The sequence below is a fragment of the Streptomyces sp. NPDC093261 genome, from assembly GCF_044753645.1.
In the GTDB taxonomy this organism is placed as follows: Bacteria; Actinomycetota; Actinomycetes; order Streptomycetales; family Streptomycetaceae; genus Streptomyces.
Window position 1 is genome coordinate 67,835 of sequence record NZ_JBIVNO010000021.1, and the last position, 24,810, is coordinate 92,644.

Sequence of the window (24,810 nt, forward strand, 5' to 3'; positions counted from 1 at the left end):
AAAGACCACCGCGCCGCGCCGTCGCCCGGGTGACTCCGGCCACTGCGGCCCGCGCTTCCGCGACCGCCGGGAAATCCCCCGAGCTGCACGTATCACCCGAATGGGTGATACGGCGGGGGAACGTGACACACCACCCGCCGGGATCCGGCGACCCTCGTAGGCATGGGGACCAGCGTGCTCAGTGTGCGGCTGGAGCGGGAGCTGCTCGAACGGCTCCGCCGGCACGCCGCCAGAAGAGGAATGAGCGTCCAGGACTATGTCGTCCGGACGCTCATTCGGGATGACTTCGACGAGCGGTTCCAAGCCGCCGTCGAGGAGACGGAGAGGTTCTACGGGTCACCTGACCCCCGCGGAGCCGGTCAGGTCAGACCCACTGCCGGCATCAGGTAGTAGAAGGCGAACACCGCCGCCACCACGTACATCGCGGCGGGTATCTCCCGGGCGCGCCCCGCGGCCAGACGCAGGACCACGAAGGTGATGAAGCCCATGCCGATGCCGTTGGTGATCGAGTACGTGAAGGGCATCATCAGCATCGTCACGAAGGCCGGGACGGCGATCGTGTAGTCCGCCCAGTCGATCTCCTTGACCGAGTTGGACAGGATCAGGAAGCCGACCGCGACCAGGGCCGGGGTGGCCGCCTGGGACGGCACCATCGTGGCGACCGGGGTGAGGAAGAGGGCCACGGCGAAGAGAGCGCCCGTGACGACGTTCGCGAAGCCGGTGCGTGCGCCCTCCCCCACGCCCGCGGTGGACTCCACGAAGCAGGTGGTGGCCGAGGAGGAGCTGGCACCGCCCGCCGCGACCGCGATGCCGTCGACGAAGAGCACCTTGTTGATGCCCGGCATATAGCCCTCGGCGTCGGTCAGCTTGGCCTCGTCGCTGATGCCCATGATCGTGCCCATCGCGTCGAAGAAGCACGACAGCAGGACGCTGAAGACGAAGAGGATCCCGGTCAGGACGCCGACCTTGCCGAAGCCGCCGAACAGGCTGACCTTGCCGATCAGGCCGAAGTCCGGGGTGGCGACGGGGTTGCCCGGCCACTTCGGGACGGTCAGGCCCCAGGAGGGGATCTTGGCGGTCGCGTTGAGGATCAGCCCGAGCACCGTCATCGCGACGATCGAGATCAGGATGGCGCCCGGCACCTTGCGGACGATCAGCGCGAAGGTGAGCAGGGCGCCCAGGATGAAGACCAGAACCGGCCAGCCGGTCAGATGGCCGCCGGTGCCGAGCTGGAGCGGGACGGTGGTCTGCGCGATGTCCGGGATACGGGTGACGAAGCCGGAGTCGACGAGCCCGATCAGCATGATGAACAGGCCGATACCGATGGCGATGCCCTTGCGCAGACCGAGCGGCACGGCGTTCATCACCCGCTCCCGCAGACCGGTGGCGACCAGCAGCATCACCACGAAGCCGGCGAGGACGACCATGCCCATCGCGTCCGGCCACGACATGCGCGGCGCGAGCTGGAGGGCGACGACCGTGTTCACGCCGAGACCGGCCGCGAGGGCGATCGGGACATTGCCGATCACGCCCATGAGCAGCGTGGTGAGGGCGGCGGTGAGGGCGGTCGCGGTGACCAGCTGGCCGTGATCCAGGTGGTGCCCGTACATGTCCTTCGCGCTGCCGAGAATGATCGGGTTCAGCACGATGATGTAGGCCATCGCGAAGAAGGTGGCGAAACCACCGCGGATCTCGCGCGAGAGCGTGCTGCCCCGCTCGGAGATCTTGAAGTAGCGGTCGAGGGCACCGGACGGGGGTCGGGTGCCCGGCTCCTGCGGGGCGGCCTTGGCTGGGGCCGAGGTGGACATGCGGGACCTCAGGGGTGCGGGGGACTACGGACGGGCGGGAACAAACGTGATCGAGTCTCGCCGTCACCTGATCACCAACGGGATTCCCCCATGGCGTTGTTGGTGATTCATACGAACATAAGCAGCCAGACTCGAACTGTTTCAGTATGAACATATGAGCCCTAGATCGCTATCTCCGCGCGTAGACCCTTGGCGGACAAGGGCTCGGGGTCCGCCCCTCCCCCGCGGCTCGCGCCCTCGTAAGCTGTGCGCATGGCGAAGTGGACCCCGAAGCACGAGGCGCCGGAGCCCCTGGAGGGCCCCGTGGTCGCCACCATCACCGGCGGCACGATCCTGTGGTTCGTCCTCTTCCTGGTCCAGCTGCCGTTCTACGGCTGGTTCGCCGACCACGGGCACACCTGGTGGCTGTGGACCTGCCTGGCCGGCGCGGGGCTCGGCTGCATCGGCGTCTGGTACGTGCGCAGGCGGGACGCCGCGATCAAGGGGGACACGGCCAGGAAAGCGGCGGCCGAGCGCTAGCCCCTGGGCTTTGGCGTACAACCACCGCACGAGAACCGTCCTCCCCTGGTCGGATCTTCGGGGCGCTCAACGGGTGAAGGCGTACATCCGCACGTACCGTCGAATGCATGACCCACATCGACGCGGGCGCCGAACTCGATCCCGTGCACCCCGCCCCCGTACCGGGGCGGACGCGGGGGCTGTCCGCCGCCGAGGTGGCCGAGCGGGTCGCCCGGGGTGACGTCAACGACATCCCCGTCCGCAGCAGCCGCTCCCTCGGCGAGATCGTCCGCGCCAATGTCTTCACCCGCTTCAACGCGATCATCGGCGTGCTCTGGCTGATCATGCTGTTCGTGGCACCGTTCCAGGACAGCCTCTTCGGTTATGTGATCATCGCCAACACGGGCATCGGCATCATCCAGGAGTGGCGCGCCAAGAAGACCCTGGACTCGCTCGCGGTGATCGGCGAGGCGAGGCCCACGGTCCGCCGGGACGGGGTGACCGCCGCGATCGCCACCTCCGAGATCGTGCTCGACGACATCGTCGAGACCGGACCGGGCGACAAGATCGTCGTCGACGGCGTCTGCGTCGAGGCCGACGGGCTGGAGATCGACGAGTCGCTGCTGACCGGCGAGGCCGACCCCGTCGTCAAACGGGCCGGGGACGCGGTCATGTCCGGAAGCTTCGTCGTCGCCGGCAGCGGCGCCTTCCGGGCGGCCAAGGTGGGACGGGAGGCCTACGCCGCCCAGCTCGCCGAGGAGGCGACCCGCTTCACTCTCGTCCACTCCGAGCTGCGCAGCGGTATCTCCACGATCCTCAAGTACGTGACGTGGATGATGATCCCGACCGCGATCGGCCTCGTCATCAGCCAGCTGGTGGTCAAGCAGTCCGGATTCAAGGACTCCCTGGCCCGCACGGTCGGCGGGATCGTGCCCATGGTCCCCGAGGGGCTCGTCCTGCTCACCTCGGTGGCCTTCGCCATCGGCGTCATCCGGCTGGGGCGCAAACAGGTCCTGGTCCAGGAACTGCCCGCCATCGAGGGCCTCGCCCGCGTCGACACCGTCTGTCTGGACAAGACGGGCACCCTGACCGAGGGCGGCATGGACGTCACCGAGCTGCGACCGCTCCAGGGCGCCGACGAGACGTACCTACGCAAGGTCCTCGGCGCGCTCGGCGAGTCCGACCCCCGTCCGAACGCCTCCCTCCAGGCCATCATCGACGCCTATCCGGACAGCGAGGACTGGCGCTGCACCGAGGCCCTCCCCTTTTCCTCCGCCCGGAAATACAGCGGCGCGTCCTTCAGCGAGGGCGACGGCGAGGCCAGCACCTGGCTCCTCGGCGCCCCGGACGTCCTGCTCGGCCCCGACGACCCGGCCCTCGCCGAGACCGAGCGCCTCAACGAGCAGGGGCTGCGGGTGCTGCTGCTGGCCCGCACCTCCCGGGACCTGGACGACCCCCGGGTCAAGGACGGCACCCGGCCCACCGCTCTGGTCGTGCTGGAGCAGCGGCTGCGCCCGGACGCCGCCGACACCCTGCGCTACTTCGCCGACCAGAACGTCCGCGCCAAGGTGATCTCCGGTGACAACGCGGTGTCCGTGGGCGCGGTGGCCGGGAAGCTCGGCATCGCCGGCCGGGTCATGGACGCCCGCCGCCTTCCGCCGAACCAGGCGGAGATGGCCAAGTCGCTGGACAAGGGCACCGTGTTCGGTCGGGTCACCCCGCAGCAGAAGCGGGACATGGTGGGCGCGTTGCAGTCGCGCGGGCACACGGTGGCGATGACGGGCGACGGCGTGAACGACGTGCTCGCGCTCAAGGACGCGGACATCGGCGTCTCGATGGGGTCCGGCTCGGAGGCGACACGCGCCGTGGCGCAGATCGTGCTGCTCGACAACAGCTTCGCGACGCTGCCGTCGGTGGTCGGCGAGGGCCGGCGGGTGATCGGGAACATCACCCGGGTCGCCACGCTGTTCCTGGTGAAGACGGTCTACTCGGTGCTGCTGGCGGTGCTGGTGGTGTGCTGGCAGGTGGAGTACCCGTTTCTGCCCCGGCATCTGACCCTGCTGTCGACCCTGACGATCGGCGTGCCGGCCTTCTTCCTCGCGCTCGCCCCCAACAAGGAGCGGGCCAGGCCCCACTTCGTACGGCGGGTCATGCGGTACTCGATCCCGGGCGGGGTCATGGCGGCGGTCGCGACCTTCGTGACGTATCTGATCGCCCGGCACCACTACACGGGCCCCGGCTCACTGGAGGCGCAGACCAGCGCGGCGACCCTCACGCTCTTCCTGATCTCGACGTGGGTGCTGGCGATCGTCGCGCGGCCCTACACCTGGTGGCGGGTCGCCCTGGTGGCCGCGATGCTCGTGGCGTTCCTGTTCGTCCTGGCCGTGCCCGCGTTGCAGCACTTCTTCGCGCTGAGGCTGGTGGGCGTCTCGATCCCCTGGATCGCGGTGGGGATCGCGGCGGTGGCGGCGGCCGCCCTGGAGTTCGTCTGGAAGTGGATCGACCGCCGCGCGCCCGCCTAGAGGGCTAGACGTTGGGCCACATGCTCTTGCCTGCGGCCACCTTGCCCTTGCCGTCGCCCGCGTACCAGCGCAGATCGCCGTTGGCCCACAGCGCGGCCAGGTCCGCCTTGCCGTCGCCGTTGAAGTCACCGCCGAGCACGGCACGCATGCTGCCCCAGCTCTTGTCGGCGAACATCGAACGGGCCTTGTCGAAGGTCCCGTCGGCCTTGCCCGGGTAGAGGTTCAGGGCGCCGTCGGCGGTGACGGCGGCGATGTCGTCGCGGCCGTCGCCGTTGAAGTCACCGGTGGCGATGTGCTTCATCTTCCAGGTCTTGTCCGGCCACATGACCTTCTTCTGGTTGACCAGGTTGCCGTTCGCGTCCCTCTTGTAGGTGTAGAGGGATCCGTCGGGCCACTGGAACAGAAGGGTGTCGCGTCCCGCGGTACCGGTCTTGAGGACGGCGGCGGGCAGTCCGTCCTTCCAGGCGGCGTCGGTCCACAGCGGACGGTACGACCACACGTTGAGGGGGAAGAGGCGCGAACTGGCGAGCGTCAGGTCTCCGTCGTCCATGACGGCGATGGCTTCAAGCCCCCTCCCTTCCACGAAGTCACCTGCGACCAACTGCTTCACGTTGGTGCGGCCGAGGCCACGGAGGGAGGCCCCGTACTGGAGCGTGCCGTCGGAACGGCCGTAGAAGACATGGGCGGGGCCGCGGGTCAGGACGGCCGCGATGTCCGTGCGCCCGTCACCGTTGAAGTCCCCTGCCGTGATGGCGTCGGTGACGAAGTCCTTCAGGGTCGTCAGCCGGACCCGCTGCACCCAGTCCGCGATGTCGTCCACCCGGGTGGCGACGGCCCCGGTGCGGGTCTCCTGGGAGCCGAGGCAGCCGCCGCCCCAGGAGGCGTCGACCACGCCGACCAGGTCGCCGTTCGCGTTGAGGACCGGACCGCCTGCGTCGCCCTGGCACAGGGCTCCACCACCGTTGCTCGGAGAGATCGCCAGAGTCGAGGCGCCCACGGAGTCCACGCCGAAGGAACCGGCGTGCGCCCGGGCGGGGACCCACTCGTCCTTGGTGCGCCCGAACCCGACGGCCTTGAGCTGGTCGCCCTGGACCGGTGCGGTGGTGCCGAGGTCGGCCTCGGTGATGTCGGGGAACGGGCCGTCCAGCGGGTTGTCGATGGTGGCCGGGTTGGTGATGCGCGCCATGACCAGGTCGCGGTCCGGATGCGGGACGAGCTCCAGGACCTTCTGCTTCACGAGGGCTTCCGCACCGGGGCGGTTGCCGTCGGCGGTCACCACGGTGGTGTACGCGGGCTTCCCGGCGGGGATCTTCGACGGGTGCTGGGGATCGGCGGCGAAGCAGCTGGCGGTGGTGAGCACCCACTGGGCGTCGACCAGGGTTCCGGAACAGCTGCGTTCGTTGTCGCTGCCGAGGTCGATGTGGAGCTTCACCGTGAACTGGTCGGCTCCGTCGGCCACCTGATCACCCACCACCGACTGTGCGGGAGGAGCGGCCAGCAGACCGGTCGTGAGGCCGGCGGTCACCAGACCGGTCACCCATGCCATGCGCGATGTGCGCGGACGAGCGTTTTTCACTTTTCCTCGAATCGCCGAGAAGTTCTGCGCGGACGGAAGAAAGGGAGGGCCGGGGGCTCCTCGTAGGGCGCCGGTACGGCGGGTCAGCCGGTCACCCGTAGCTCGACGAGCACCGACTTGGCGCCGTCGCCGGTGCCCTCGCCGACGGACTGGTATCCGTCCTTCGGCACGTTGACCGTGGTGGTGGAGCCGTTGGCCGTGAGGTCCGCGCTCACCGGGTGGTCCGCGGTCTCGACCCCGAAGACCCGGGGAAGTTCCAGGGTCAGACGGCCTGTCGTGCCCAGCGCCTTGAAGCAGTAGGTGCCCTGGCGGCCGACGGAGTCGTCCTTGACGGTGAGCACGCGGATCTGCTGGGCGGCCTGGTCGCAGTCGGCCAGAACGATATGGCCGTCACCCTTCTTGAGCTTGATCCCCTTCTCGGTGAGGATCCGGTCCGCCGAGGGGTAGCTGTAGTCCTCGACCGCGACGGGCGGCGTGTCCGAGGACGGCGGCGTGGGCGGGTCGTCGGCGGCGGCGATGGACACGCCGCCCAGCGTGGCGAACCCGGCCACGACTGCGGACACAATGATTTTTCGGGCATGGAAAGGCACGCCGAGAGTCCTTTCGGAAACGGGTCGCCGAAGAGCCGGACCCGCCGGGATGTTAAGGAACGAAAAGCCTGCGAATAAGCAGAAGAGGTCAGGCGAGTGCCGGGATGTGACAGGCCGGCCCACACTGCTGAAGACGCCTCAAGACAACCCCCGTGTATGCGTCGAAAACTCAAGGCGCCGGCGACTTGGCAGACGGAAAGGCGCGAGTAATGAAATCCCCTGGCCGGAATCCACCGCTGGTCAGGCGGGGACAAAGGCGGTGCATACGTTAGTCAAAGCCTCACAGTTCGTCAATACAACACCTCCCCACTCTGCTCGACAACCCGCCACGAACCCGATGCGAACGCGCCACGGGACTGCCGCCGATATCACTGCATAGAGGGTGCAACGGGACATTGCCCGGGGTGGACCGCATCCCGCCACCACATCGGCCGTAAATCGGATTCGAGACAACGCTCGCGGGCACCGCGCCGCCCTTTCCGATTTCAGGGAGTTCCCGCTCGCCTACGGCTCGACCGGGCAAAGAAATGGCCGCCCTGCCGGGATCCCGGCAGGGCGGCCATGGCGCGACGGAGGATTACCTCACGTCGACGAAGTCACCCGTGGCGCTGACCGCCGGGGTGGTCGAGGTGCCCGCGAAGGAGTAGCGGTAGTAGCCGTCGACGGACGCCTTGACCGTGGTCTTCAGGCTGCCCGTGCTGTCCGACTTGATGGTCTTGAGCGTGGTGTAGGTGGTGCTGCCCTTCTTGCGGAACTGCAGCTTCACCGACTGGCCCGAGAAACCGGCGTACTTGTTGGTCTCCCAGTTGGCCCGGGACAGCCGGCCCTTGACCGTGAGGGTCGCGCCCTTCTTCACCGGCTCCGGCGACGCGTCGGCCGTCAGCTTCGACAGGCGCTGCACCTTGGTGTAGCCGAGGTCGCCCTGCCAGGTGGCGTGGTCCTTCTGGTCCACGGCGAGGCCGCCGATTTTCCACGTACCGGCCTGGGAGTTGAACAGGTCGTGCTCAGCCGGGTAGATGTCCAGGGTCGCGGTGCAGTTCAGCACCGTCGAGGAGGCGGCCTTGCAGGTGCCGGGCTCGTCGCCGCCCTGGAGGGCGGTAGGCGAGGTGATCGTGTCGCCGCGGTAGATGACCGGGCCGGAGGCGAAGCTGCTCGGGTTGAGGCTCGCGGGGTGCGTCACGGTGTAGGTGACGGGGACGGAGACCTTGGCCGAGGTTCCGACGACGATGTTCTTGCCCTTGTTCACCTTGACGTTCGAGAAGGTGACGGCAGGGCCGGTGGTACCTGCGGCGTGCGCGGCCGGCACGACGAAGGCGGAGAGGGCCAGGGCGCCGGAGACAGCGGCCACAGTGGCACGAATACGCATGACGTTCTCCACGTGGAGAAAAGAGGACCGTGGATTGACTCACGGGCCCCGAGTGTCTGGGGAGTCGGTTGACTCACATGATCAGATCAATGGCCGAAACAGATGGTTGTACGCGGCTTGGAATTCTCCTCCGGCCGCGCCCGTCCGGCCGTCGCTCACCCCACGCCTGGTCCCGCGCCGAGCGGGGCGCGGGGACCATGCGTCGCTCCGCGTGGACGCGCCGTACGGCGGCGGGGCGGGCTCAGTCGAACCAGCGGTCCCGGGCCAGCTCCTCCGTGCGCGACGGGTCCTCCAGGAGAGCGGCGACCTCGAAGCGGCGCGGCCACTGGTCCGTCGCCCAGGCGAGCCCAGCGGCGACGCCCTCCAGGGTGGCGGCGTGGAGCACGCCGTCCGAGGTCAGCCGCCAGTCGATCTCCACGCCGTCGACGACGAGTTCCTCGTGCTCGACGTACGCCGCCGGGGTGGACGGCCCGAGCAGGACCCGCACGGACTCCGGGACGTCGTGCTCGGCGCCCTCAGAGGTCACCTCGCCCGTCACCGACTCGCTCAGCCGCCGCACCTGGAACAGCTCCGCGAGATCGGCCGCCCGCGTCGGGCGCACCGGCAGCAGCGGGACGCCTCCGGTGAAGGGCAGCAGGTCGGGGGAGTCGACGACCATCGCGTCGGCGGCGTCCACGACGGTCACCCGGCCGTCGACCACCGCGCGCAGCTCGTCCGGCAGGGTCACCTGTTCCGGGTCGAGGTCGGCCAGGGCCGTGTAGAGGGCGTGCAGCTGGGCGGCGGAGACGGGCCGCTCGGGGTCGGCGAGCCGGTCGAGCAGTTCGGCGGCGCCGCCCGGCTCGTCGAGCAGGGCGGCCACGGACGTGCGTACGCCGAGCGCCCGCAGCACCTGCTCGTCGTCGAACCCGCTGGCGTCGGCCTCGTCGTACAGCCCATGCAGCAGCGGGTCGCCGCCCGCGGCGCGCAGGCCCGCGGGGCGGCGGCCGCCGAGGACCGGATGCCCGCGCAGCCACCAGGCGGTGTACGACCGTACGACCTCATGGGTGCCGTCGGGGAGCAGGATCCGCACCGGCTGGGTGAGCGCGTCCCGCAGCGGGGGCTCGGACAGCAGGGAGAGGGCCCTCGGCCAGTGGTCGTCGTCGACGAGGTCGAGGTCGCGCACGGCGACGATCTCGGTCGCCACCGGCGGCACGGGGGTGTCGGGCAGCCGGTCCAGGACGTCCTCGCACCACACGTCGACGGCGTCGAGCAGCCCGACGTCGTCCGGCTCGGCGAAGTCCGCGTCGCGGGGCTCCAGTTCGTCGGGGTCCAGGACCACGTCGGTGGCGCGGACGAGGGCGAAGTTGGCGAGCACCCCGCAGGCGGTCAGCGGCTGTTCACCCCAGCGCTCGGCCAGCTCGACGTCCACCAGCGCGAGTTCGTCCTCGCGCATCACGCTCGCGAAGGGACTGCCGGGGAGCACCAGTTCCCCGGCGGGGGCGAGTTCGCCGTCCTCGTCGGGCAGGGCGAGGGCGCCGAGCCAGGGCTCGTCGCCGGGGTCGAGCGCGGCCTCCCGGACCAGGGCGAGCACGGTGTCGGCCAGTTCCTCGGCGTCCAGGCCCTCCTGGTCCCAGCCGGGCCCCTCGTCGTCGAGGGAGGCGGCGACGGCGGCCCGCACCTGCGGGGTGGTGAGCACGGCACGGGGGGTGGCCGGCAGGGCGCCCAGCTTCTCCAGGAGCGGATGGGAGGCCTCCGGGTGGGCGACCTTCAGACCCAGCCGGGCCAGGGCCTCCGGTGTCACCGGCGGCCCGTCGAGGGTCGGCAGCAGCACCTGCCGGGGCCCGATGGTGGTGCGGCCGTCGGCCAGCGGCACGGGCAGCCCGGTCAGCCGGTCCGGGTCGACCCCGGCCAGGCTGTCGTACAGCCGCCACCACCAGTCGGGCTCCTTCTCCAGACCCGCCAGCCGGTCGACCGCCTCGGTCAGCGGGACCCGGGCGACACCCAGGGTCCGCAGCTCGGCACGGCGCTCCAGGCCCGCGGGCAGCAGGCTGGGCAGCACCTCGGCGAGGACCCCCACGGTCGCGGCGCCGGCCCCCTCGACGATCTCGGCGTCCCGCGGCCGCAGCGCCTCGGGCAGCTCGGAGTCCTCGGCAAGGTCGTGGGCGGGCGGCAGGAACGCGGTGCGCGGCAGCCGGTCCAGGACGGCCCGGCGCAGGGCACCGTCCAGCTCGCCCTTGCCCAGCGGGCCGGGCACCAGGTCGATGACGCCGGGGGTCACCGGGCGCCAGTCGGCGAGGAGTTCGGCGTACGCGTCGGCCGCGCGCTGCACCAGGAAGTCGGTGAGCGGGCCGGGCGCGGCGTGGCGGCGGGTCGTGTCCAGCGGGAACGAGGCGATGAGCAGCGCGGGCACGCCGAGCGGCTCGTCGCTGGGCGTGGGGGCGTGCACGACCGGTGCGGTCCGGGGCCGGGCCGGGGTGCCGTCGTCGGCGACGGGGACGGCCCAGGTGACGGACCAGTGCGGACGCAGCCGCTCCTCGACCGGGCGGTCGGCGAGGAGGTCCGGGGTGAGGGGGCCGTGCCGGGATTCGGTGCGCCAGCGGGTGGTGCCGTCGCGGGAGTCCTCGACCACGGTGTCGGTGCCCTCGGCGCGGCGGCGCAGGGTCCGCACCTGGTCGCCGATCTCGACGACGACTTCCTCCAGGCCGGGCAGGGCGAGCAGGAGGGCGTCGTCGACGGTGTGCAGCAGCCGCTCGGCCAGGTCGGCGGCGGCCGTGTCGCGCAGCGGGAGGATGACGACGGTGTCGTACGGGTCGGGGGCGCTGGCCTCGGCGGGGAACGGCAGCCGCAACAGCGGCACATGACCGTCGCGGCGGCGGATCTCGTCCCCGAGGCCGGGACTGTGCAGGGCGGTCTCGGCGGCCAGCTCCCGGGCCTCGGCCAGGGACCAGCGGACCCCGCCGTGCCGGCCGACGACGGCGGGCTCGTCGCTGACCGCGAGGACGGCCGCGAAGCCGACGCCGAAGCGCCCGATGGCGTGCTCATGGGTGTCGCGCTTGGCGGAGGCGCGGAGGGTGGACAGCGACTCGACGCCGACCGCGTCCAGGGGCGCACCGGTGTTGGCGGCGACCAGCACGCCGTCGCGCAGGGTCAGCCGCAGCCGGCCGGGGGCCTCGGCCCTGGCCGCGGCGTCGGCGGCGTTCTGCGCGAGCTCGACGACCAGGCGGTCGCGGTACCCGCCGAGTACCAGGTCCTCCTCGGCGTTGGCGTCCTCGCGGAACCGGGCCGGGCTGGTGGCCCAGGCGTCCAGCACCCCGCGCCGCAGCCGGGCCGTTCCGAACGGGTCCGCGCCTTCGGCTGCCGGCCGCACGAATACGCTCACGCTTTCACTCTCCCTCTCGCGGCGTGCCCGTGCCTGCCGCGGGACGAAAGTACCGTCTGCCGGGCCGGCCGTTCCCGGGGGTCGCGTCCCCGGACCCTCCGCCGCGGTCCGTCACGGCCGTGCCGGCGGTGGCCGGACGGGCCGGTCGTGGCCGGACGCGGGCCGCAGACGGGGCCGTGCGGCACCGCGACCGGGCCGCCGACGGGACCGTGGCGGCGCCGCGAGAGGGCCGGAAAGGGCTGCTGACGAGGACGTGAGGGGATCGCGAGGGACCGACGGGCGGGCCGGGGAGGGGGATCGTCGCTACGAGTGCCCCAGCTCCGCCGTCTCCTCGTCCGCCACCACCGGTACCGAACCCGAGTCCGGAGAGGGACGCAGCGGGAACGGTTCCACCTTCGTCTCGTCGACCACCGGCGGGGGCGGCTGCGGAGCCTTCGGCATGACCGCCGCCTCCGAGTGGCCGCCGCAGCCGTAGGCGAGGGAGACCACATGGCCGTCGGCCGGGGAGAACTCGTTCGCGCACACCCCGAAGGCCTGCCCGAGCGAGCCCCCGATCGCCACCAGGAAGCCACAGCTCACACAGGAGGCCGGGGCCGCCTGCGCCATCGGCGTCTTCGGGCCGAACGCCTCCTCCCAGCGGTCGGCGGCGACACGCAGTCCGTAGCGGGACAGGACCCGGGCGCGGCGCATGCCCAGTTCCTCCGCGACCGCCGCGATCGAGCCACGCGAGGGCGCCATCGGCAGGTTCGCGGGGGCGCCCGCGGTCACCTCCACGTCCTCCGCCTCGACCAGCTCCGCCATCTCGCCGGAGACCGGGGAGCTCGGCGGGGGCTCCTCCTCGCCCGAGAATCCGGGCTCCAGGCGCAGATCCTCGGCGTCCGTCGGCAGCAGGTCCCCGGGGCCCATGTCACCGGGGCGCAGGCGCTCGCTCCACGGCACCCACTCCGGCGCGAGCAGCGCGTCGGGGCCGGGCAGCAGCACCGTCTCGTCCAGCGTGACGATCTTCGCGCGGGACGCCCGGGCGACCGTCACCGCCCAGCGCCAGCCCCGGTACCCCATCTCCTTGCACTCGAAGAAGTGGGTGACAACGCGGTCGCCCTCGGCGACCATCCCGACGTGCTCGCCGACGACGCCGGGCGCGGCGGCCTCCTCGGCGGCGGAGCGGGCGAGGTCGACGGCCTCGGCGCACAGACGGTCGGGGGTGCGGCTTCGCGTTGTCGCTGCGCTCACAGGTATCGCTTCTCTCCTACGCCGTCTCACGGGTGCGCCTTTCCCGGCTGGGGGTGCGGACGGAGCGGACCGGCGGACCGCGTCGACGTCCGCGCCCGATCGCGCTCGGGCGCACCTACCCCATCCATTCTGCGGGATGGATGAGAGGCGCGCGGCCGAGAACCATCGCCACGGCGCGCTACGCACGCTACCCTCTCCGCGCCCTGGGGCCCACACCGAGTGGCTGCGCTTTCGCGGAGGCGGGCCTTCCGCGGTCGGTGCCGGTACGCCGTCGCCATGGTTTCGGCCCGTCCGTCGCGATCGGCCGGTTCCGTACCCCGCGCCGGGCCCGTGCGGGACACCACGTGCCCCCCATCCGCGCGGTAACCGCACTACCCCCGGCCTTCTCGGGGCACTATGACGGGGTGGCAGCCGCGAGGTCGCCCCACGGAACCGCCGGGGTGGGTGGAGTCGAGGGGCGCGGCAGGGGTGGCGGTTCGGGCCGGTTCGGCGGTTCCGTCCGCACGGTCGGCCGTGCCCTGCACCTCCCCGTCACCGGCGCCGCCCGCGGCATCCGCAGGGTGACCCATGCGCACGGCGCCGGGGAGTCCGGCCTCGGCAAGCTGATCGAGCTGCACGCCGTGAACGGCGCCGGCGACGTCATGGTCACCGTCGCCCTCGCCTCCACCGTCTTCTTCTCCGTGCCGACCGACGAGGCCCGCGGACGCGTCGCTCTCTACCTCGCCATCACCATGGCGCCGTTCACGGTCCTCGCCCCCGTGATCGGCCCGCTTCTGGACCGCCTGCCGCACGGCCGCAGGGCCGCGATGGCCGGCGCGATGCTCGCCCGGGCCCTGCTCGCGCTGATCATCTCGGGGGCGGTCGTGAGCGGCAGTCTGGAGCTGTACCCGGCCGCGCTCGGCGTCCTCGTGGCCTCCAAGGCGTACGGCGTGGTCCGCAGCGCCGTGGTGCCACGGCTGCTGCCGCCCGGCTTCTCCCTGGTGAAGGCCAACTCCCGGGTGACTCTCGGCGGCCTCCTCGCCACCGGCGCCGCCGCCCCCCTGGGCGCGGGCCTGCACACCATCGGCGCGGCCTGGCCGCTGTACGGGGCCTTCGTGATCTTCGTCGGCGGGACGTTTCTGTCGTTCTCGCTGCCCCCGAAGGTCGACTCCGCCAAGGGCGAGGACATCGCGCTGCTCGCCGCGGACGCCACACATCTGCACGGGCCGCGCCGCAAGGCGACCGGGCGCCGCCCGGGGCTGCGCACCGTCGGCCCCGCCGTCACCCACGCCCTGGCCGCCAACGCCTCCCTGCGCTGTCTGTCCGGCTTCCTGATCTTCTTCCTCGCCTTCCTGCTGCGCGAACACCCGCTCACCGGTGAGAGCGCCGCGGTGTCGCTCGGCATAGTCGGCGTCGCGGCGGGTGTGGGCAACGCGCTGGGCACGGCCGTCGGTTCCTGGCTGAGGTCCCGCTCACCGGAAGTGATCATCGTGACGGTCGTGGCGATCGTGCTCGGCACGGCGATCACCGCGGCGGTCTTCTTCGGCGCGTTCCTGGTGGCGTGCCTGGCGGCGGTCGCCGGGTTCGCACAGGCGCTCGCCAAGCTGTCGCTGGACGCGCTGATCCAGCGGGACGTGCCGGAACTGGTGCGGACCTCGGCGTTCGCCCGCTCGGAGACGCTGCTCCAGATGGCCTGGGTGCTGGGGGGCGCGATCGGCATCGTGCTGCCGCTGAACGGGGTGCTGGGGCTCGCGGTGGGCGCCGCGCTCGTCACCGCGGGCTGGCTGGCGACCGTACGGGGCCTGCTCGCCTCGGCCCGCCGCGGCGCCCGCGCGGGCACCTGATCGCACGAGTACGCGGCACGTCGCGCACCCCACGTGGCAAGGGGGCTGGACGTGCCCGATAGCCTTCGGCCATGACCGCACTGCGTTCCCGTCGCGCCGTAGCCGCTCTCGGCGCCGTTTCCGCCGGACTTCTCCTGTTGTCCGCCTGTAACAAGCCGACGCCGCTCGCGACCGTCACGGTCGGCACGGACTCGGTGAGCTCCCAGACCGACTGCTACAACGACGGCAAGGAAGTCGCGGCCGCGGATCTGGCGAAATGCCTCAAGTCGAAGGACATCAAGACGATCAGCGTCGACCCCGACGAGACGGTCCGCTTCGGCGTGGACCCGGCCATCGCGGACAACGGCTGGACGATCCTCATGAACGGTCAGCCGCTGACCGACTCCAGCAAGAAGACGTACCGCACGATCCCGGGCAGCGTGTTCTTCAACGCGCAGTACGGCGCGAGCGGCAACTCCACGCTCGTCTCCATCAAGGAGGGCGTGAACAAGGTGACGGGTCTGTGGTCCTTCAAGCTCAAGAAGGAGTCCTGACCACGTCGTCCGTCGCGGCGTCCCCCGCTCGCGGGGGACGCATCCTCGTGGCCACCGCGGTCCCGGCCGAACGGGACGCGGTGGCCGGGGCGTTTCCGGGGCCGGCCACCGAGGTGCCGCTGCCCGCGGCCACCCTGCACCGGACCGGGCCCCTGGACGTGCTCGCCGTCGGGGTCGGCCCCGCCCTCGCCGCCGCCTCCACCGCCTCCGCGCTGACCGCCGCCGCCCTCGGGGGCGCCCCCTACGGCCTCGTGGTCAGCGCCGGCATCGCGGGCGGCTTCGCGCCGGACGCCCCCCTCGGCGCGCTCGTCGTCGCCGACGACATCGTGGCCGCCGACCTCGGTGCCGAGACCCCCGACGGCTTCCTGCCCGTCACCGACCTCGGCTTCGGGACCGTCAGCCACCGGCCGCCCGCATCACTCGTACGAGAACTCGCGGCCGCCTCCGGTGCGCTCACCGGCACCGTCCTCACCGTCTCGACCGTCACCGGCGGCGCCCGCCGCGCCGCCGAGCTGCGCGCCCGCCATCCGCGGGCGCTCGCCGAGGCGATGGAGGGGTTCGGCGTCGCGGAGGCGGCCGCCGCGCACGGCACGCCCGTCGTGGAGATCCGGGCCGTCTCCAACCCCGTCGGCCCGCGCGACCGCGCCGCCTGGCGCATCGGCGACGCACTTGAGGCCCTCATCGAGGGCTTCGGGAAGCTCACGCCCGTACTCGAGAGTTGGACACAGCATGACCGCACCCGGTGAGCCCCAGCCCCTGAAGATCGCCTACTCCCCCTGCCCGAACGACACCTTCGTCTTCGAGGCATGGGCCCACGGCCGCGTCCCCGGCGCGCCGGCGCTCGACGTCACCTTCGCCGACATCGACATCACCAACGGCATGGCCGAGCGCGGGGAGTTCGATGTGCTGAAGGTGTCGTACGCCGTGCTGCCGTACGTCCTGGACGAATACGCGCTGTTGCCGTGCGGCGGGGCGCTGGGCCGGGGCTGCGGGCCGCTGGTGCTCACCCGGGACCCTCAGGCCCCGCTCACCGGCCGGACGGTCGCCGTGCCGAGCGAGACGTCGACGGCGTATCTGCTCTTCCGCCTGTGGGCCGCGGACACCGTGCCGGGCGGGGTCGGCAAGATCGCCGTCATGCCGTTCCACGAGATCATGCCGGCCGTGCGGGACGGCAAGGTGGACGCCGGGCTCGTGATCCACGAGGCCCGGTTCACCTACCAGAACTACGGGCTGCACAAGCTCGCCGACATGGGCGAGCACTGGGAGGCCACGACCGGCCTGCCGATCCCGCTGGGCGCGATCATCGCCAGGCGCTCGCTGGGCGAGGACACGCTGAAACTGCTGGCCGAGTCCGCACGGGCCTCCGTACGGGCGGCCTGGGACGACCCCGAGGCCTCCCGTGCGTATGTCATGGAGCACGCGCAGGAGATGGACCCGGGGGTGGCGAACGCGCATATCGGGCTGTACGTCAACGAGTTCACCGCGGACCTGGGCGAGGACGGCTACGCGGCGGTCCGGGGCCTGCTCACCCGCGCGGCGGCCGAGGGGCTGGTGCCGCCCCTCGGCCCGAACGCGCTGGCCTTCCCCTGACGGAGGTTCCTCCCGGACCGGCTCGCGCGCGGTCGGAACGGCTCGCGCGCGGCAGGACGTCGGACGGCCGGACGTCGGACGGCCGGACGACGCACGCCCGGACGACGCACGCCCGGACGTCGGACGGCCGGACGACGGACAGTCGCACGACCGGACGACGCACGCCCGGACGACGGACAGTCGGACGCCCGGACGACGGACAGTCGGACGACCGGGCGTCGGACGGTCAGAGCGTCGGACGGTCAGACGTCCAACTGGTCGGCGACCGCGCGCAGCAGGCCCGCGATCTTCTTGCCGGAGGCCTTGTCGGGATAGCGGCCCTTTTCCAGCATCGGGGTGATGTTCTCCAGGAGGGTCGTCAGGTCCTGGACGATGGACGCCAGTTCGTCCGGCTTCTTGCGCTGGGCGGCCGCGACCGAGGGGGCCGGCTCCAGAAGGGTGACGGACAGCGCCTGGTCGCCGCGCTGGCCGGCGACCACTCCGAACTCCACGCGCTGTCCGGGCTTCAGGGAATCGACTCCGGCGGGGAGAACCGAGGAGTGAACGAAGACGTCGCCGCCGTCGTCGCGGGAGAGAAAGCCGAAGCCCTTCTCGCTGTTGAACCACTTGACCTTGCCGGTAGGCACGTCTGTCCTCGTCCTCGTACTCGTCGGAAACTGCGTCTGCAAAGTATTTCGGGGAAACCGCTCTGGAGAGCACTTCAGCGGGTCCCCCGGACCCGCGGGTACCAAGGCTAATGGTCCGGGGGCCGGTGACAAGACGTCGCCGAGTCGTTCCTCGCGACGGGAACTACCCTGGTCCAGTGCGTGACGAAACCCAAGCGAATTCCACCGCGGCCGGCGACCGGCTGATCCGTGCCGGTGCGATCGTCTTCTTCCTCGGAGCGGTGGCCACTTTGGTCACCGTGGCCCCGTTGCTGCTCGGGACGAAGCCTTTCCCGACGTTCCTGTACGGCCTGAGCATGCTCATGGCCGTCGGCTTCCTGATGGCCGGCGCGGGTCTTCTGCGGTCGATCGCGGAGGGCCGCAGACGGGCCCGCCAGGCACGCTCCTGACGGACCGGCGAGGGCGGGCGCTCCCCGGGCGAGGACGCGAGGTCGAAGGCGGGCCCTACCGGGCCGCGTACGCCGTCAGCCAGGCGGGGAACTCGGTCAGGTCGGCGAGGACGACGTCCGCGCCCGCGGCCCGCAGTTCCCCGGCGGGGCACGGGCCGGTGGCCACGGCGACGGAGTACGCGTCGGCCTTACGGGCACCGCGCACGTCCCCGACGTGGTCGCCGACGTAGACGCCCGCGCCATGCTCCAGGAGCGCCTCCGCCTTCTGCTCGGCCCACAGGTCGCCGATCACCTCGTCGGGCTCGATCCCGAGGTGCTCCAGGTGCAGCTTGGCGTTGGGCTCGTACTTGGCGGTGACGACGATCGCGCGCCCGCCGGCCGCCCGTACGCCCTCGATCGCCTCACGGGCGCCGGGCAGGGCGGGCGTCGCGGCGATCGCGATGGTCGGGTACATCGCGCGGTACAGATCGGCCATCGCCTCGATCCGCTCCGCCGGGAACCAGTTGACCAGTTCGTCCACCAGCGGGGGACCGAGCCGGGTGATCGCGAGGTCGGCGTCGATGTACGTTCCCGTCCGCGCCGACAGCGCCTGGTAGCAGGCGTGGATCCCGGGCCGGGAGTCGATCAGCGTCATGTCGAGGTCGAAGCCGACGGTGAGGGCGCGAGACGTCATGGGGGCCATTGTCCCAGCGTCCCCGGTGCGCATCGCAGGCGGCTCCGCCGGCCGGCACCTCACTTCCGCCGCTGCGACCGCCACACCAGAAACAGGGCCGAGGCGACGGCCGCTCCCCGTACCACCCAGGGCCAGGTCTGGGCGACGGCGTCGTTCATGTGCCCCTGGGCGATCGGTTCGCCCCAGCGGCCACTGGTGCGGCCCCAGAGCCAGACGATCCCCGAGGCGGCGGCCAGACCGGGCAGGCCCATGACCGCCCACTTGGACTCGGCGGGGGTCAGCCGGCGCGACGCCCAGGCGATCAGCCAGCCGAGCCCGAGGGGGAGCCAGCTGCCGAGCACCGCACCGGCGACGAGGAGTCCGGCGGCCAGAAGCAGCAGCGGGTTGCTCCTGGCGGTGAGGAGGGGCAGCCGGCGGCGCGCGGCGGGGGCGGCCTCGACGACGGGTTCTCCCGCGGCCGGCTCCTTCGCCTTCGGTCCGGTGGCGGCCGGCTCCCCGCCGGTGTCCTGCTTCGGCGGGCCGCCCGGCGCGGGCGGCGGCTTCAGCAGCTCGGGGATCTCCACCCCGCCCGTGAACCCCGGTACGGAGTCGCCGAGCGCGAATCCGTCGCCGAAGGCGCCGTCCACCCGCCACCAGTCCGGCCGGACGGCGCTGTCGCCCAGCTCGTCCGCACCCGCCAGATGGGGTGGCGAGGCGGCGTTGCGGGAGGGGCTCGCGGGGCCGGGCCCGGCGCGGCGAGGGCGGGGCACGACCCGGCGCAGGCCCTTGGGGCGGCCCGGATCCCCGAAGTCCTTCGTCCGCTGTGCGGGGACGGCCGCGGGACGGCTCGCAGCGGCGCCGCCCGGGGCGTCCTCGGACGCGGCGGCCACGACCTCGTCGGGGGTGCCCAGCCGGGCGAGGATGCGGCGGACGGCGGCGGGGCTGTCGACCGGGGCCTGCGCCCGCCGCCGGTCGATCTCCTCGCGCAGCCCGGACACGAGCCGCATGCGCGCGGCCGACGGCAGCTGGCGCTGCTGGGCCACGTCTCCGACCCGGCTCAGATAGTCGAAGACAAGCTGGTCGCTCTCGATCCCCACGAAGCCCCTCCGGGGTGGGCCGCTGTCCGTACGTACCGTATCCCGGCGGACCCGTCGCGTGAGCGGTGCCCGGGACCGGCGTCACCCCCGCGCCCCCGCCGGCCCCGGCGACCTCGTACTCGGGCGCCGGACGGGCTGGAAACGGCCGTCACCCGCTACGGTTGACCGGATGACCCCCGAGGAGCGCTCACGCAAGGAAGCCACGGGCGCCGGCGCCGCCGCGCCCCGTTCACTGGCCGAGTCCCTGCGTGCGCGGGACGACGCCTCCCTGTCCGCCCTGCTGCGCGCCCGCCCGGACCTCATCACCCCCGTCCCCACCGACCTCACCCAGCTCGCCACCCGGGCCGCCACCCGCGCGAGCGTCGTCCGTGCGCTGGAGCGCCTCGACCGGTTCGCCCTCCAGACGGCGGAGGCCCTGGCCGTGGCCCCGGACCCGGCGTCGTACGACGAACTGCTGGGCCTGATGGCCGGAGACGGCGGCGCGCAGGCCGACCCGGTCGTCGCCGAGACCCTCCCCCACGCCCTCGCCACCCTGCGCGAGCAGGCCCTCGTCTGGGGCCCCGACGACCGCCTGCGCCTGGTGCGCACGGCCCGGGAGCTGCTCGCCCCGTCCCCGCAGCACCCCTCGCCCACCGGTCTCGGCCCCACCGTCGCCGAGGCGACCTCCGGCATGTCCCCGGGCCGGATCCAGGAGATCCTGGCCGCCGCCGGGCTGCCCAGCACCCATGACGCCGTGTCCGCGGTGGCCTCCCTCAGCGCCCTGTTCACCGACCGGGCCCGGATGGCCGCGCTCCTCGCCGCCGGCCCCGCCGAGTCCCTGGAGGTGCTGAGCCGCCTGGTGTGGGGACCGCCGTACGGCCAGGTCACCCCCGATCCCGCGCCCCGGCTGCGCTGGCTGCTCGACCGCGGGCTGCTGCTGCCCACGGCCCCGGGCACGGTGGTCCTGCCCCGGGAGGTGGCCCTGCATCTGCGGTCCGGGCGCGCGCACCGGCACACCGAACCGCTGCCGCCGGCCCTCACCACCGCCGCCACGCACGGCCCGCAGATGGTGGACGCGACGGCGGCCGGTCAGGCGTACACCGCGCTCGCCACCGTCGAGGAGTTGCTGAAGGACTGGGACGAGGGAGGGCCGTCGGTGCTGCGCGCGGGCGGCCTGAGCGTGCGCGACCTGAAGCGGACGGCGGTGGCGCTCGACGTGCCCGAGCCCGTGGCCGCCTTCTGGGTCGAACTCGCCTACGCGGCGGGACTGCTGGCCTCCGACGGCGAGGCCGACGAGCGGTACGCGGCGACCCCGGCCTACGACGAGTGGCTGGAGCTGCCCGCCGCCGAGCGGTGGAGCCGGCTGGCCACGGCCTGGCTGGCGGCGACGCGCACCCCGGGCCTGGTCGGCGGCCGGGACGCCAAGGACCGGGCGCTGTCCGCGCTGGGCCCCGGGCTGGACCGCTCGGCCGCCCCCGAGGTCCGCCACCGGGTACTGACACTGCTCGCCGGCCTGCCCGAAGGTGCCGCGGCCACCCCCGACTCGGTCCTCGCCCGGCTCCGCTGGGAACGCCCGTTGCGCGGCGCCCAGCCCACGGCGGAGGACCTGCGCGGGCGCCTGGCCGAGTGGACGCTGGCCGAGGCGGAGCTGCTGGGAGTCACGGGCCGCGGCGCCCTGTCCGCCCACGGGCGCGCCCTGCTCGGCGAGGAGGCGGAGCACGCGCCGGCCGCCGCCGAGCCGACAGGCCCCGGCGACAAGCTTCCGGTGCACCACCGGCACCACCGCACCGCGCCCCGCGAGCCCCTCACGGCGGCCGAGCGGTCCGCGGCGGCCGCCCGCGCCACGGCACTGCTCGCCCCGCTGCTGCCGGAGCCCGTGGACCATGTGCTGCTCCAGGCGGACCTGACGGCGGTCGCACCCGGCCCGCTCCAGCGGCCGCTGGCCGACATGCTCGGGGTGCTCGCGGACGTCGAGTCGAAGGGCGGCGCGACGGTCTACCGCTTCACGCCCGCCTCCGTGCGCCGCGCCCTGGACGCGGGCCGCAGCGCGAGCGATCTGCACGCCTTCCTCGCCGCGCACTCCCGCACCCCGGTCCCGCAGCCGCTCGCCTATCTGATCGACGACGTGGCACGCAGGCACGGGCATCTGCGGGTCGGGGCGGCCTCGGCGTATGTGCGCTGCGACGACGACAGCGTGCTGAACGAGATCCTCGCCGACAAGCGCTCCGCCTCGCTGCGCCTGCGCCGCCTGGCCCCGACGGTCCTGGCCGCGGGGTCCGACCCGGCGACGCTCCTCGAGGGACTGCGCGCCATGGGCTTCGCCCCGGCCGCGGAGTCCGCGCAGGGCGATGTCCTGATCACCCGGGCCCATGCCCACCGCACCCCGCCCCGCACCGCGCCGGAGCCGGTCCCGGACGGACCGCCGACGCCCGACGCGACGCTCCTGACCGCGGCCCTGCGCGCCATCCGGGCCGGCGACCTGGCCTCGACGGCGCCCCGCAAACCGGGCCCGGAGCCCGCCGCCGACGGTGACCTTCCGCGCACCACCTCCGCCGAGACGCTTGCCACCATGCAGGCCGCCGTCCTCACCGGCACCGCCCTGTGGATCGGCTATGTCAACGCCGAGGGCACCGCCTCCCAGCGCGTCATCGCCCCGCTCCGGGTGGAGGGCGGCTTCGTCACGGCGTACGACCACACGGCCGACGAGGTCCGCACCTATCCGCTGCACCGGGTCACGGGAGTGGCCGAGCTGGCGGACGACCAGATGTGATCACCCCCGGATGAGGCACACTGGACGTTTGGCCGTGCAGAGCCGTGCAGAAAGGCAGCCGCGCGTGAATGGTCCGCTCATCGTTCAGTCCGACAAGACCCTGCTCCTCGAGGTCGACCACGAGCAGGCCGACGACTGCCGTCGCGCCATCGCCCCGTTCGCCGAACTGGAGCGGGCCCCCGAGCACATCCACACCTACCGGGTGACCCCGCTCGGGCTGTGGAACGCCCGCGCCGCCGGGCACGACGCCGAGCAGGTCGTGGACGCGCTGGTGCAGTACAGCCGCTATCCCGTGCCGCACGCGCTGCTCGTCGACATCGCCGAGACCATGGACCGGTACGGGCGGCTGACCCTCACCAAGCACCCGGCCCACGGTCTGGTCCTGACGAGCACCGACCGGCCCGTCCTGGAGGAGGTGCTGCGGTCCAAGCGCATCATCCCGCTGGTCGGGGCCCGGATCGACCAGGACACCGTCGCCGTGCATCCGTCCGAGCGCGGGCAGATCAAGCAGGTGCTGCTCAAGCTGGGCTGGCCGGCCGAGGACCTCGCGGGGTACGTCGACGGCGAGGCGCACCCCATCGAGCTGGCCGAGGACGGATGGGCGCTGCGGCCCTACCAGAAGCAGGCCGTGGAGAACTTCTGGCACGGCGGCAGCGGGGTCGTCGTGCTGCCCTGCGGCGCGGGCAAGACCCTGGTCGGCGCCGGGTCCATGGCCCAGGCCAAGGCCACCACCCTGATCCTGGTCACCAACACGGTCTCCGCCCGGCAGTGGAAGCACGAGCTGGTGAAGCGAACCTCGCTGACCGAGGACGAGATCGGCGAGTACTCCGGTACGCGCAAGGAGATCCGGCCGGTCACCATCGCCACGTACCAGGTGCTCACCACCAAGCGGAAGGGTGTCTACCCGCACCTGGAGCTGTTCGACTCCCGCGACTGGGGGCTCATCGTCTACGACGAGGTGCATCTGCTGCCCGCGCCGGTCTTCAAGTTCACGGCGGACCTCCAGGCGCGCCGGCGGCTCGGGCTGACCGCGACCCTGGTGCGCGAGGACGGCCGGGAGTCGGATGTGTTCTCCCTCATCGGGCCCAAGCGGTTCGACGCGCCCTGGAAGGAGATCGAGGCCCAGGGCTATATCGCGCCGGCCGACTGTGTCGAGGTGCGGGTGAACCTCACCGAGTCCGAGCGGCTCGCGTACGCCACCGCCGAGACCGAGGAGAAGTACCGCTACTGCGCCACCACCGACACCAAGCGGAAGGTGACCGAGGCGCTGGTGCGGCGCTTCGCCGGGCAGCAGATCCTGGTCATCGGCCAGTACATCGACCAACTGGACGAGCTGGGCGAGCACCTGGGCGCGCCCGTCATCAAGGGCGAGACCTCCAACGCGCAGCGCGAGAAGCTCTTCGACGCCTTCCGCGAAGGCGAGATCCATGTGCTCGTCGTCTCCAAGGTCGCGAACTTCTCCATCGACCTGCCGGAGGCGACCGTCGCCATCCAGGTGTCGGGGACGTTCGGGTCGCGTCAGGAGGAGGCCCAGCGGCTGGGACGGGTGCTGCGTCCGAAGGCCGACGGCCACCAGGCGCACTTCTACTCGGTGGTCGCCCGCGACACCATCGACCAGGACTTCGCCGCCCACCGTCAGCGCTTCCTCGCGGAGCAGGGCTATGCGTACCGGATCATGGACGCGGACGAACTGCTGGCCGAAAGCTGAGCCGGGGACTGCGGAGCGAAGCCACAGCGGGTGTACGAGGGGTCACGGTCCGTCAGGGAGCGGGCCGGGGCTCACGCGACCGGGCGGGGGAGCCCGGCCGGGGCGGGTGAGGGAGCGCCCGGCGAGCCGTCGTCACCGGCGACCGCGGACGCCCGCCTCTTCCCCGTACTCGCCGAGGATGACCACGTCGACGGCGGCGCCCAGGAACACCTTGGCGGCGCGAAGGGCGTCCCCGAGGCGATGGCGGTGATGCTTCCCGTCGAGGGCGGTCGCCCCGGTCGGCGGGCCGTGCCGGGCGGGGGTGAAGGTTGCTGCGCTCATGTCTCCATGGTGGAACCGCCCGCCCCGAATGGCGTCGGACCAAGGACGTAACCTGCGCGGCTTTCCCGTACCTCTTGCGGCGGCCCGGTGTCGTACCCCGGAGGGACTCCTCCCCCTAGGGGTGCCGGGCCCGGGCGGCCCCGGCGCCGGGCACGCGCGGTCCCGGGGGCGCCGGAAAATCCGTTGGCCGCCCGGGGCGCCGTCACCTAAAATCTCCCCTCCTGCCCGCCTCCCTTCACGGAGAGCCGTCGTCCGGACGGAAACCGGACGGCACCACCGCCACCCGTCCGCGAGTCGAGCCACCGCCCCGGAGGCAGCTTTCCGTGTCCGCCCCT

General features: G+C 72.5%; 20 protein-coding genes. 10 read left to right on the forward strand and 10 right to left on the reverse strand.

Annotated elements, in window-relative coordinates:
* Nucleotides 1-162: 162 nt before the first annotated feature.
* A complete protein-coding gene (locus ACIP94_RS31915; protein ID WP_402433405.1) occupies nt 163-390 on the forward strand; it encodes a ribbon-helix-helix protein, CopG family in 228 nt (75 codons plus the stop codon).
* Here the strand turns inward: ACIP94_RS31915 and ACIP94_RS31920 are convergent.
* Nucleotides 360-1,808, reverse strand: a complete 1,449-nt coding sequence (locus tag ACIP94_RS31920; protein WP_402433408.1) for an NCS2 family permease — start codon at nt 1,806-1,808, stop codon at nt 360-362. The two genes, ACIP94_RS31915 and ACIP94_RS31920, sit on opposite strands and share 31 nt — an antisense overlap.
* Nucleotides 1,809-2,060: 252 nt before the next feature.
* Between ACIP94_RS31920 and ACIP94_RS31925 the strand changes: the two genes are divergently transcribed.
* Both ACIP94_RS31925 and ACIP94_RS31930 read left to right on the forward strand, forming a co-directional pair.
* The gene (locus ACIP94_RS31925; RefSeq protein ID WP_402433410.1) at nt 2,061-2,327 is read left to right on the forward strand and encodes a DUF2530 domain-containing protein; all 267 of its coding nucleotides are present in this window, start codon (nt 2,061-2,063) and stop codon (nt 2,325-2,327) included.
* Between the two features lie 107 nt (nt 2,328-2,434).
* Nucleotides 2,435-4,828: a cation-translocating P-type ATPase gene (locus ACIP94_RS31930; RefSeq protein WP_402433413.1), complete on the forward strand. Its 2,394-nt coding sequence runs from the start codon at nt 2,435-2,437 to the stop codon at nt 4,826-4,828.
* Nucleotides 4,829-4,832: 4 nt separating this feature from the next.
* On the opposite strand, the gene ACIP94_RS31935 is transcribed toward ACIP94_RS31930, so the two are convergent.
* From ACIP94_RS31935 to ACIP94_RS31955, 5 genes are all read right to left on the reverse strand, one after another.
* Complete coding sequence (locus tag ACIP94_RS31935; protein WP_402433416.1) at nt 4,833-6,374, reverse strand: FG-GAP-like repeat-containing protein; 1,542 nt, start codon at nt 6,372-6,374, stop codon at nt 4,833-4,835.
* Between the two features lie 113 nt (nt 6,375-6,487).
* Nucleotides 6,488-6,994, reverse strand: a complete 507-nt coding sequence (locus ACIP94_RS31940; protein WP_402433419.1) for a hypothetical protein — start codon at nt 6,992-6,994, stop codon at nt 6,488-6,490.
* A gap of 577 nt (nt 6,995-7,571) precedes the next feature.
* Entirely contained in the window at nt 7,572-8,360 is a 789-nt protein-coding gene (locus ACIP94_RS31945) for a hypothetical protein (RefSeq protein WP_402433422.1), read from the reverse strand.
* A 241-nt stretch (nt 8,361-8,601) separates the two neighbouring features.
* A complete protein-coding gene (locus ACIP94_RS31950; RefSeq protein ID WP_402433425.1) occupies nt 8,602-11,718 on the reverse strand; it encodes a sacsin N-terminal ATP-binding-like domain-containing protein in 3,117 nt (1,038 codons plus the stop codon).
* 303 nt (nt 11,719-12,021) lie between these two features.
* Nucleotides 12,022-12,948 carry a DUF3027 domain-containing protein gene (locus tag ACIP94_RS31955; RefSeq protein WP_402433428.1) on the reverse strand — a complete coding sequence of 309 codons (927 nt, stop codon included), beginning with the start codon at nt 12,946-12,948 and terminating at the stop codon, nt 12,022-12,024.
* Nucleotides 12,949-13,352: 404 nt separating this feature from the next.
* Between ACIP94_RS31955 and ACIP94_RS31960 the strand changes: the two genes are divergently transcribed.
* The 4 genes from ACIP94_RS31960 to ACIP94_RS31975 all read left to right on the forward strand — a co-directional run bounded on the left by ACIP94_RS31960 (nt 13,353) and on the right by ACIP94_RS31975 (nt 16,894).
* Nucleotides 13,353-14,771 (forward strand): MFS transporter, encoded by a 1,419-nt coding sequence (locus tag ACIP94_RS31960; RefSeq protein WP_402433431.1) that lies wholly within the window; start codon nt 13,353-13,355, stop codon nt 14,769-14,771.
* Between the two features lie 80 nt (nt 14,772-14,851).
* On the forward strand, nt 14,852-15,304 hold the full coding sequence (locus ACIP94_RS31965; protein WP_402433567.1) for a DUF2771 domain-containing protein: 453 nt from the start codon (nt 14,852-14,854) through the stop codon (nt 15,302-15,304).
* 47 nt (nt 15,305-15,351) lie between these two features.
* Nucleotides 15,352-16,050 carry a futalosine hydrolase gene (locus ACIP94_RS31970; RefSeq protein WP_402433433.1) on the forward strand — a complete coding sequence of 233 codons (699 nt, stop codon included), beginning with the start codon at nt 15,352-15,354 and terminating at the stop codon, nt 16,048-16,050.
* Nucleotides 16,034-16,894 carry a 1,4-dihydroxy-6-naphthoate synthase gene (locus ACIP94_RS31975; RefSeq protein WP_402433436.1) on the forward strand — a complete coding sequence of 287 codons (861 nt, stop codon included), beginning with the start codon at nt 16,034-16,036 and terminating at the stop codon, nt 16,892-16,894. Before ACIP94_RS31970 ends, ACIP94_RS31975 begins: the two co-directional genes overlap by 17 nt.
* A 242-nt stretch (nt 16,895-17,136) precedes the next feature.
* On the opposite strand, the gene ACIP94_RS31980 is transcribed toward ACIP94_RS31975, so the two are convergent.
* Nucleotides 17,137-17,520, reverse strand: a complete 384-nt coding sequence (locus ACIP94_RS31980; RefSeq protein ID WP_361777940.1) for a cold-shock protein — start codon at nt 17,518-17,520, stop codon at nt 17,137-17,139.
* A 176-nt stretch (nt 17,521-17,696) separates the two neighbouring features.
* Between ACIP94_RS31980 and ACIP94_RS31985 the strand changes: the two genes are divergently transcribed.
* Nucleotides 17,697-17,948, forward strand: coding sequence for a hypothetical protein (locus ACIP94_RS31985; protein WP_402433440.1), 252 nt, complete (start codon nt 17,697-17,699; stop codon nt 17,946-17,948).
* 55 nt (nt 17,949-18,003) lie between these two features.
* Here ACIP94_RS31985 and ACIP94_RS31990 read toward each other — a convergent pair whose 3' ends face one another.
* Both ACIP94_RS31990 and ACIP94_RS31995 read right to left on the reverse strand, forming a co-directional pair.
* The gene (locus ACIP94_RS31990) at nt 18,004-18,621 is read right to left on the reverse strand and encodes an HAD family hydrolase (protein ID WP_402433443.1); all 618 of its coding nucleotides are present in this window, start codon (nt 18,619-18,621) and stop codon (nt 18,004-18,006) included.
* A 59-nt stretch (nt 18,622-18,680) separates the two neighbouring features.
* Nucleotides 18,681-19,697 (reverse strand): hypothetical protein, encoded by a 1,017-nt coding sequence (locus ACIP94_RS31995; RefSeq protein ID WP_402433446.1) that lies wholly within the window; start codon nt 19,695-19,697, stop codon nt 18,681-18,683.
* A 169-nt stretch (nt 19,698-19,866) separates the two neighbouring features.
* Here ACIP94_RS31995 and ACIP94_RS32000 point away from each other — a divergent pair, with 169 nt between their 5' ends.
* A complete protein-coding gene (locus ACIP94_RS32000) occupies nt 19,867-22,446 on the forward strand; it encodes a helicase-associated domain-containing protein (protein ID WP_402433448.1) in 2,580 nt (859 codons plus the stop codon).
* Nucleotides 22,447-22,510: 64 nt separating this feature from the next.
* Complete coding sequence (locus ACIP94_RS32005; protein ID WP_402433451.1) at nt 22,511-24,154, forward strand: DNA repair helicase XPB; 1,644 nt, start codon at nt 22,511-22,513, stop codon at nt 24,152-24,154.
* A 132-nt stretch (nt 24,155-24,286) separates the two neighbouring features.
* On the opposite strand, the gene ACIP94_RS32010 is transcribed toward ACIP94_RS32005, so the two are convergent.
* A complete protein-coding gene (locus ACIP94_RS32010; RefSeq protein ID WP_402433454.1) occupies nt 24,287-24,475 on the reverse strand; it encodes a hypothetical protein in 189 nt (62 codons plus the stop codon).
* Nucleotides 24,476-24,810 lie beyond the last annotated feature (335 nt).

What these genes read in the sequence shown, in the direction of transcription:
- ACIP94_RS31925 (WP_402433410.1), top strand. Translation starts at nt 2,061, where the DNA reads ATGGCGAAGTGGACCCCGAAGCACGAGGCGCCGGAGCCCCTGGAGGGC.
- ACIP94_RS31915 (WP_402433405.1), top strand. Translation starts at nt 163, where the DNA reads ATGGGGACCAGCGTGCTCAGTGTGCGGCTGGAGCGGGAGCTGCTCGAA.
- ACIP94_RS31945 (WP_402433422.1), bottom strand. Translation starts at nt 8,360, where the DNA reads ATGCGTATTCGTGCCACTGTGGCCGCTGTCTCCGGCGCCCTGGCCCTC.
- ACIP94_RS32010 (WP_402433454.1), bottom strand. Translation starts at nt 24,475, where the DNA reads ATGAGCGCAGCAACCTTCACCCCCGCCCGGCACGGCCCGCCGACCGGG.
- ACIP94_RS31920 (WP_402433408.1), bottom strand. Translation starts at nt 1,808, where the DNA reads ATGTCCACCTCGGCCCCAGCCAAGGCCGCCCCGCAGGAGCCGGGCACC.
- ACIP94_RS31990 (WP_402433443.1), bottom strand. Translation starts at nt 18,621, where the DNA reads ATGACGTCTCGCGCCCTCACCGTCGGCTTCGACCTCGACATGACGCTG.
- ACIP94_RS32000 (WP_402433448.1), top strand. Translation starts at nt 19,867, where the DNA reads ATGACCCCCGAGGAGCGCTCACGCAAGGAAGCCACGGGCGCCGGCGCC.
- ACIP94_RS31935 (WP_402433416.1), bottom strand. Translation starts at nt 6,374, where the DNA reads ATGGCATGGGTGACCGGTCTGGTGACCGCCGGCCTCACGACCGGTCTG.
- ACIP94_RS31975 (WP_402433436.1), top strand. Translation starts at nt 16,034, where the DNA reads ATGACCGCACCCGGTGAGCCCCAGCCCCTGAAGATCGCCTACTCCCCC.
- ACIP94_RS31930 (WP_402433413.1), top strand. Translation starts at nt 2,435, where the DNA reads ATGACCCACATCGACGCGGGCGCCGAACTCGATCCCGTGCACCCCGCC.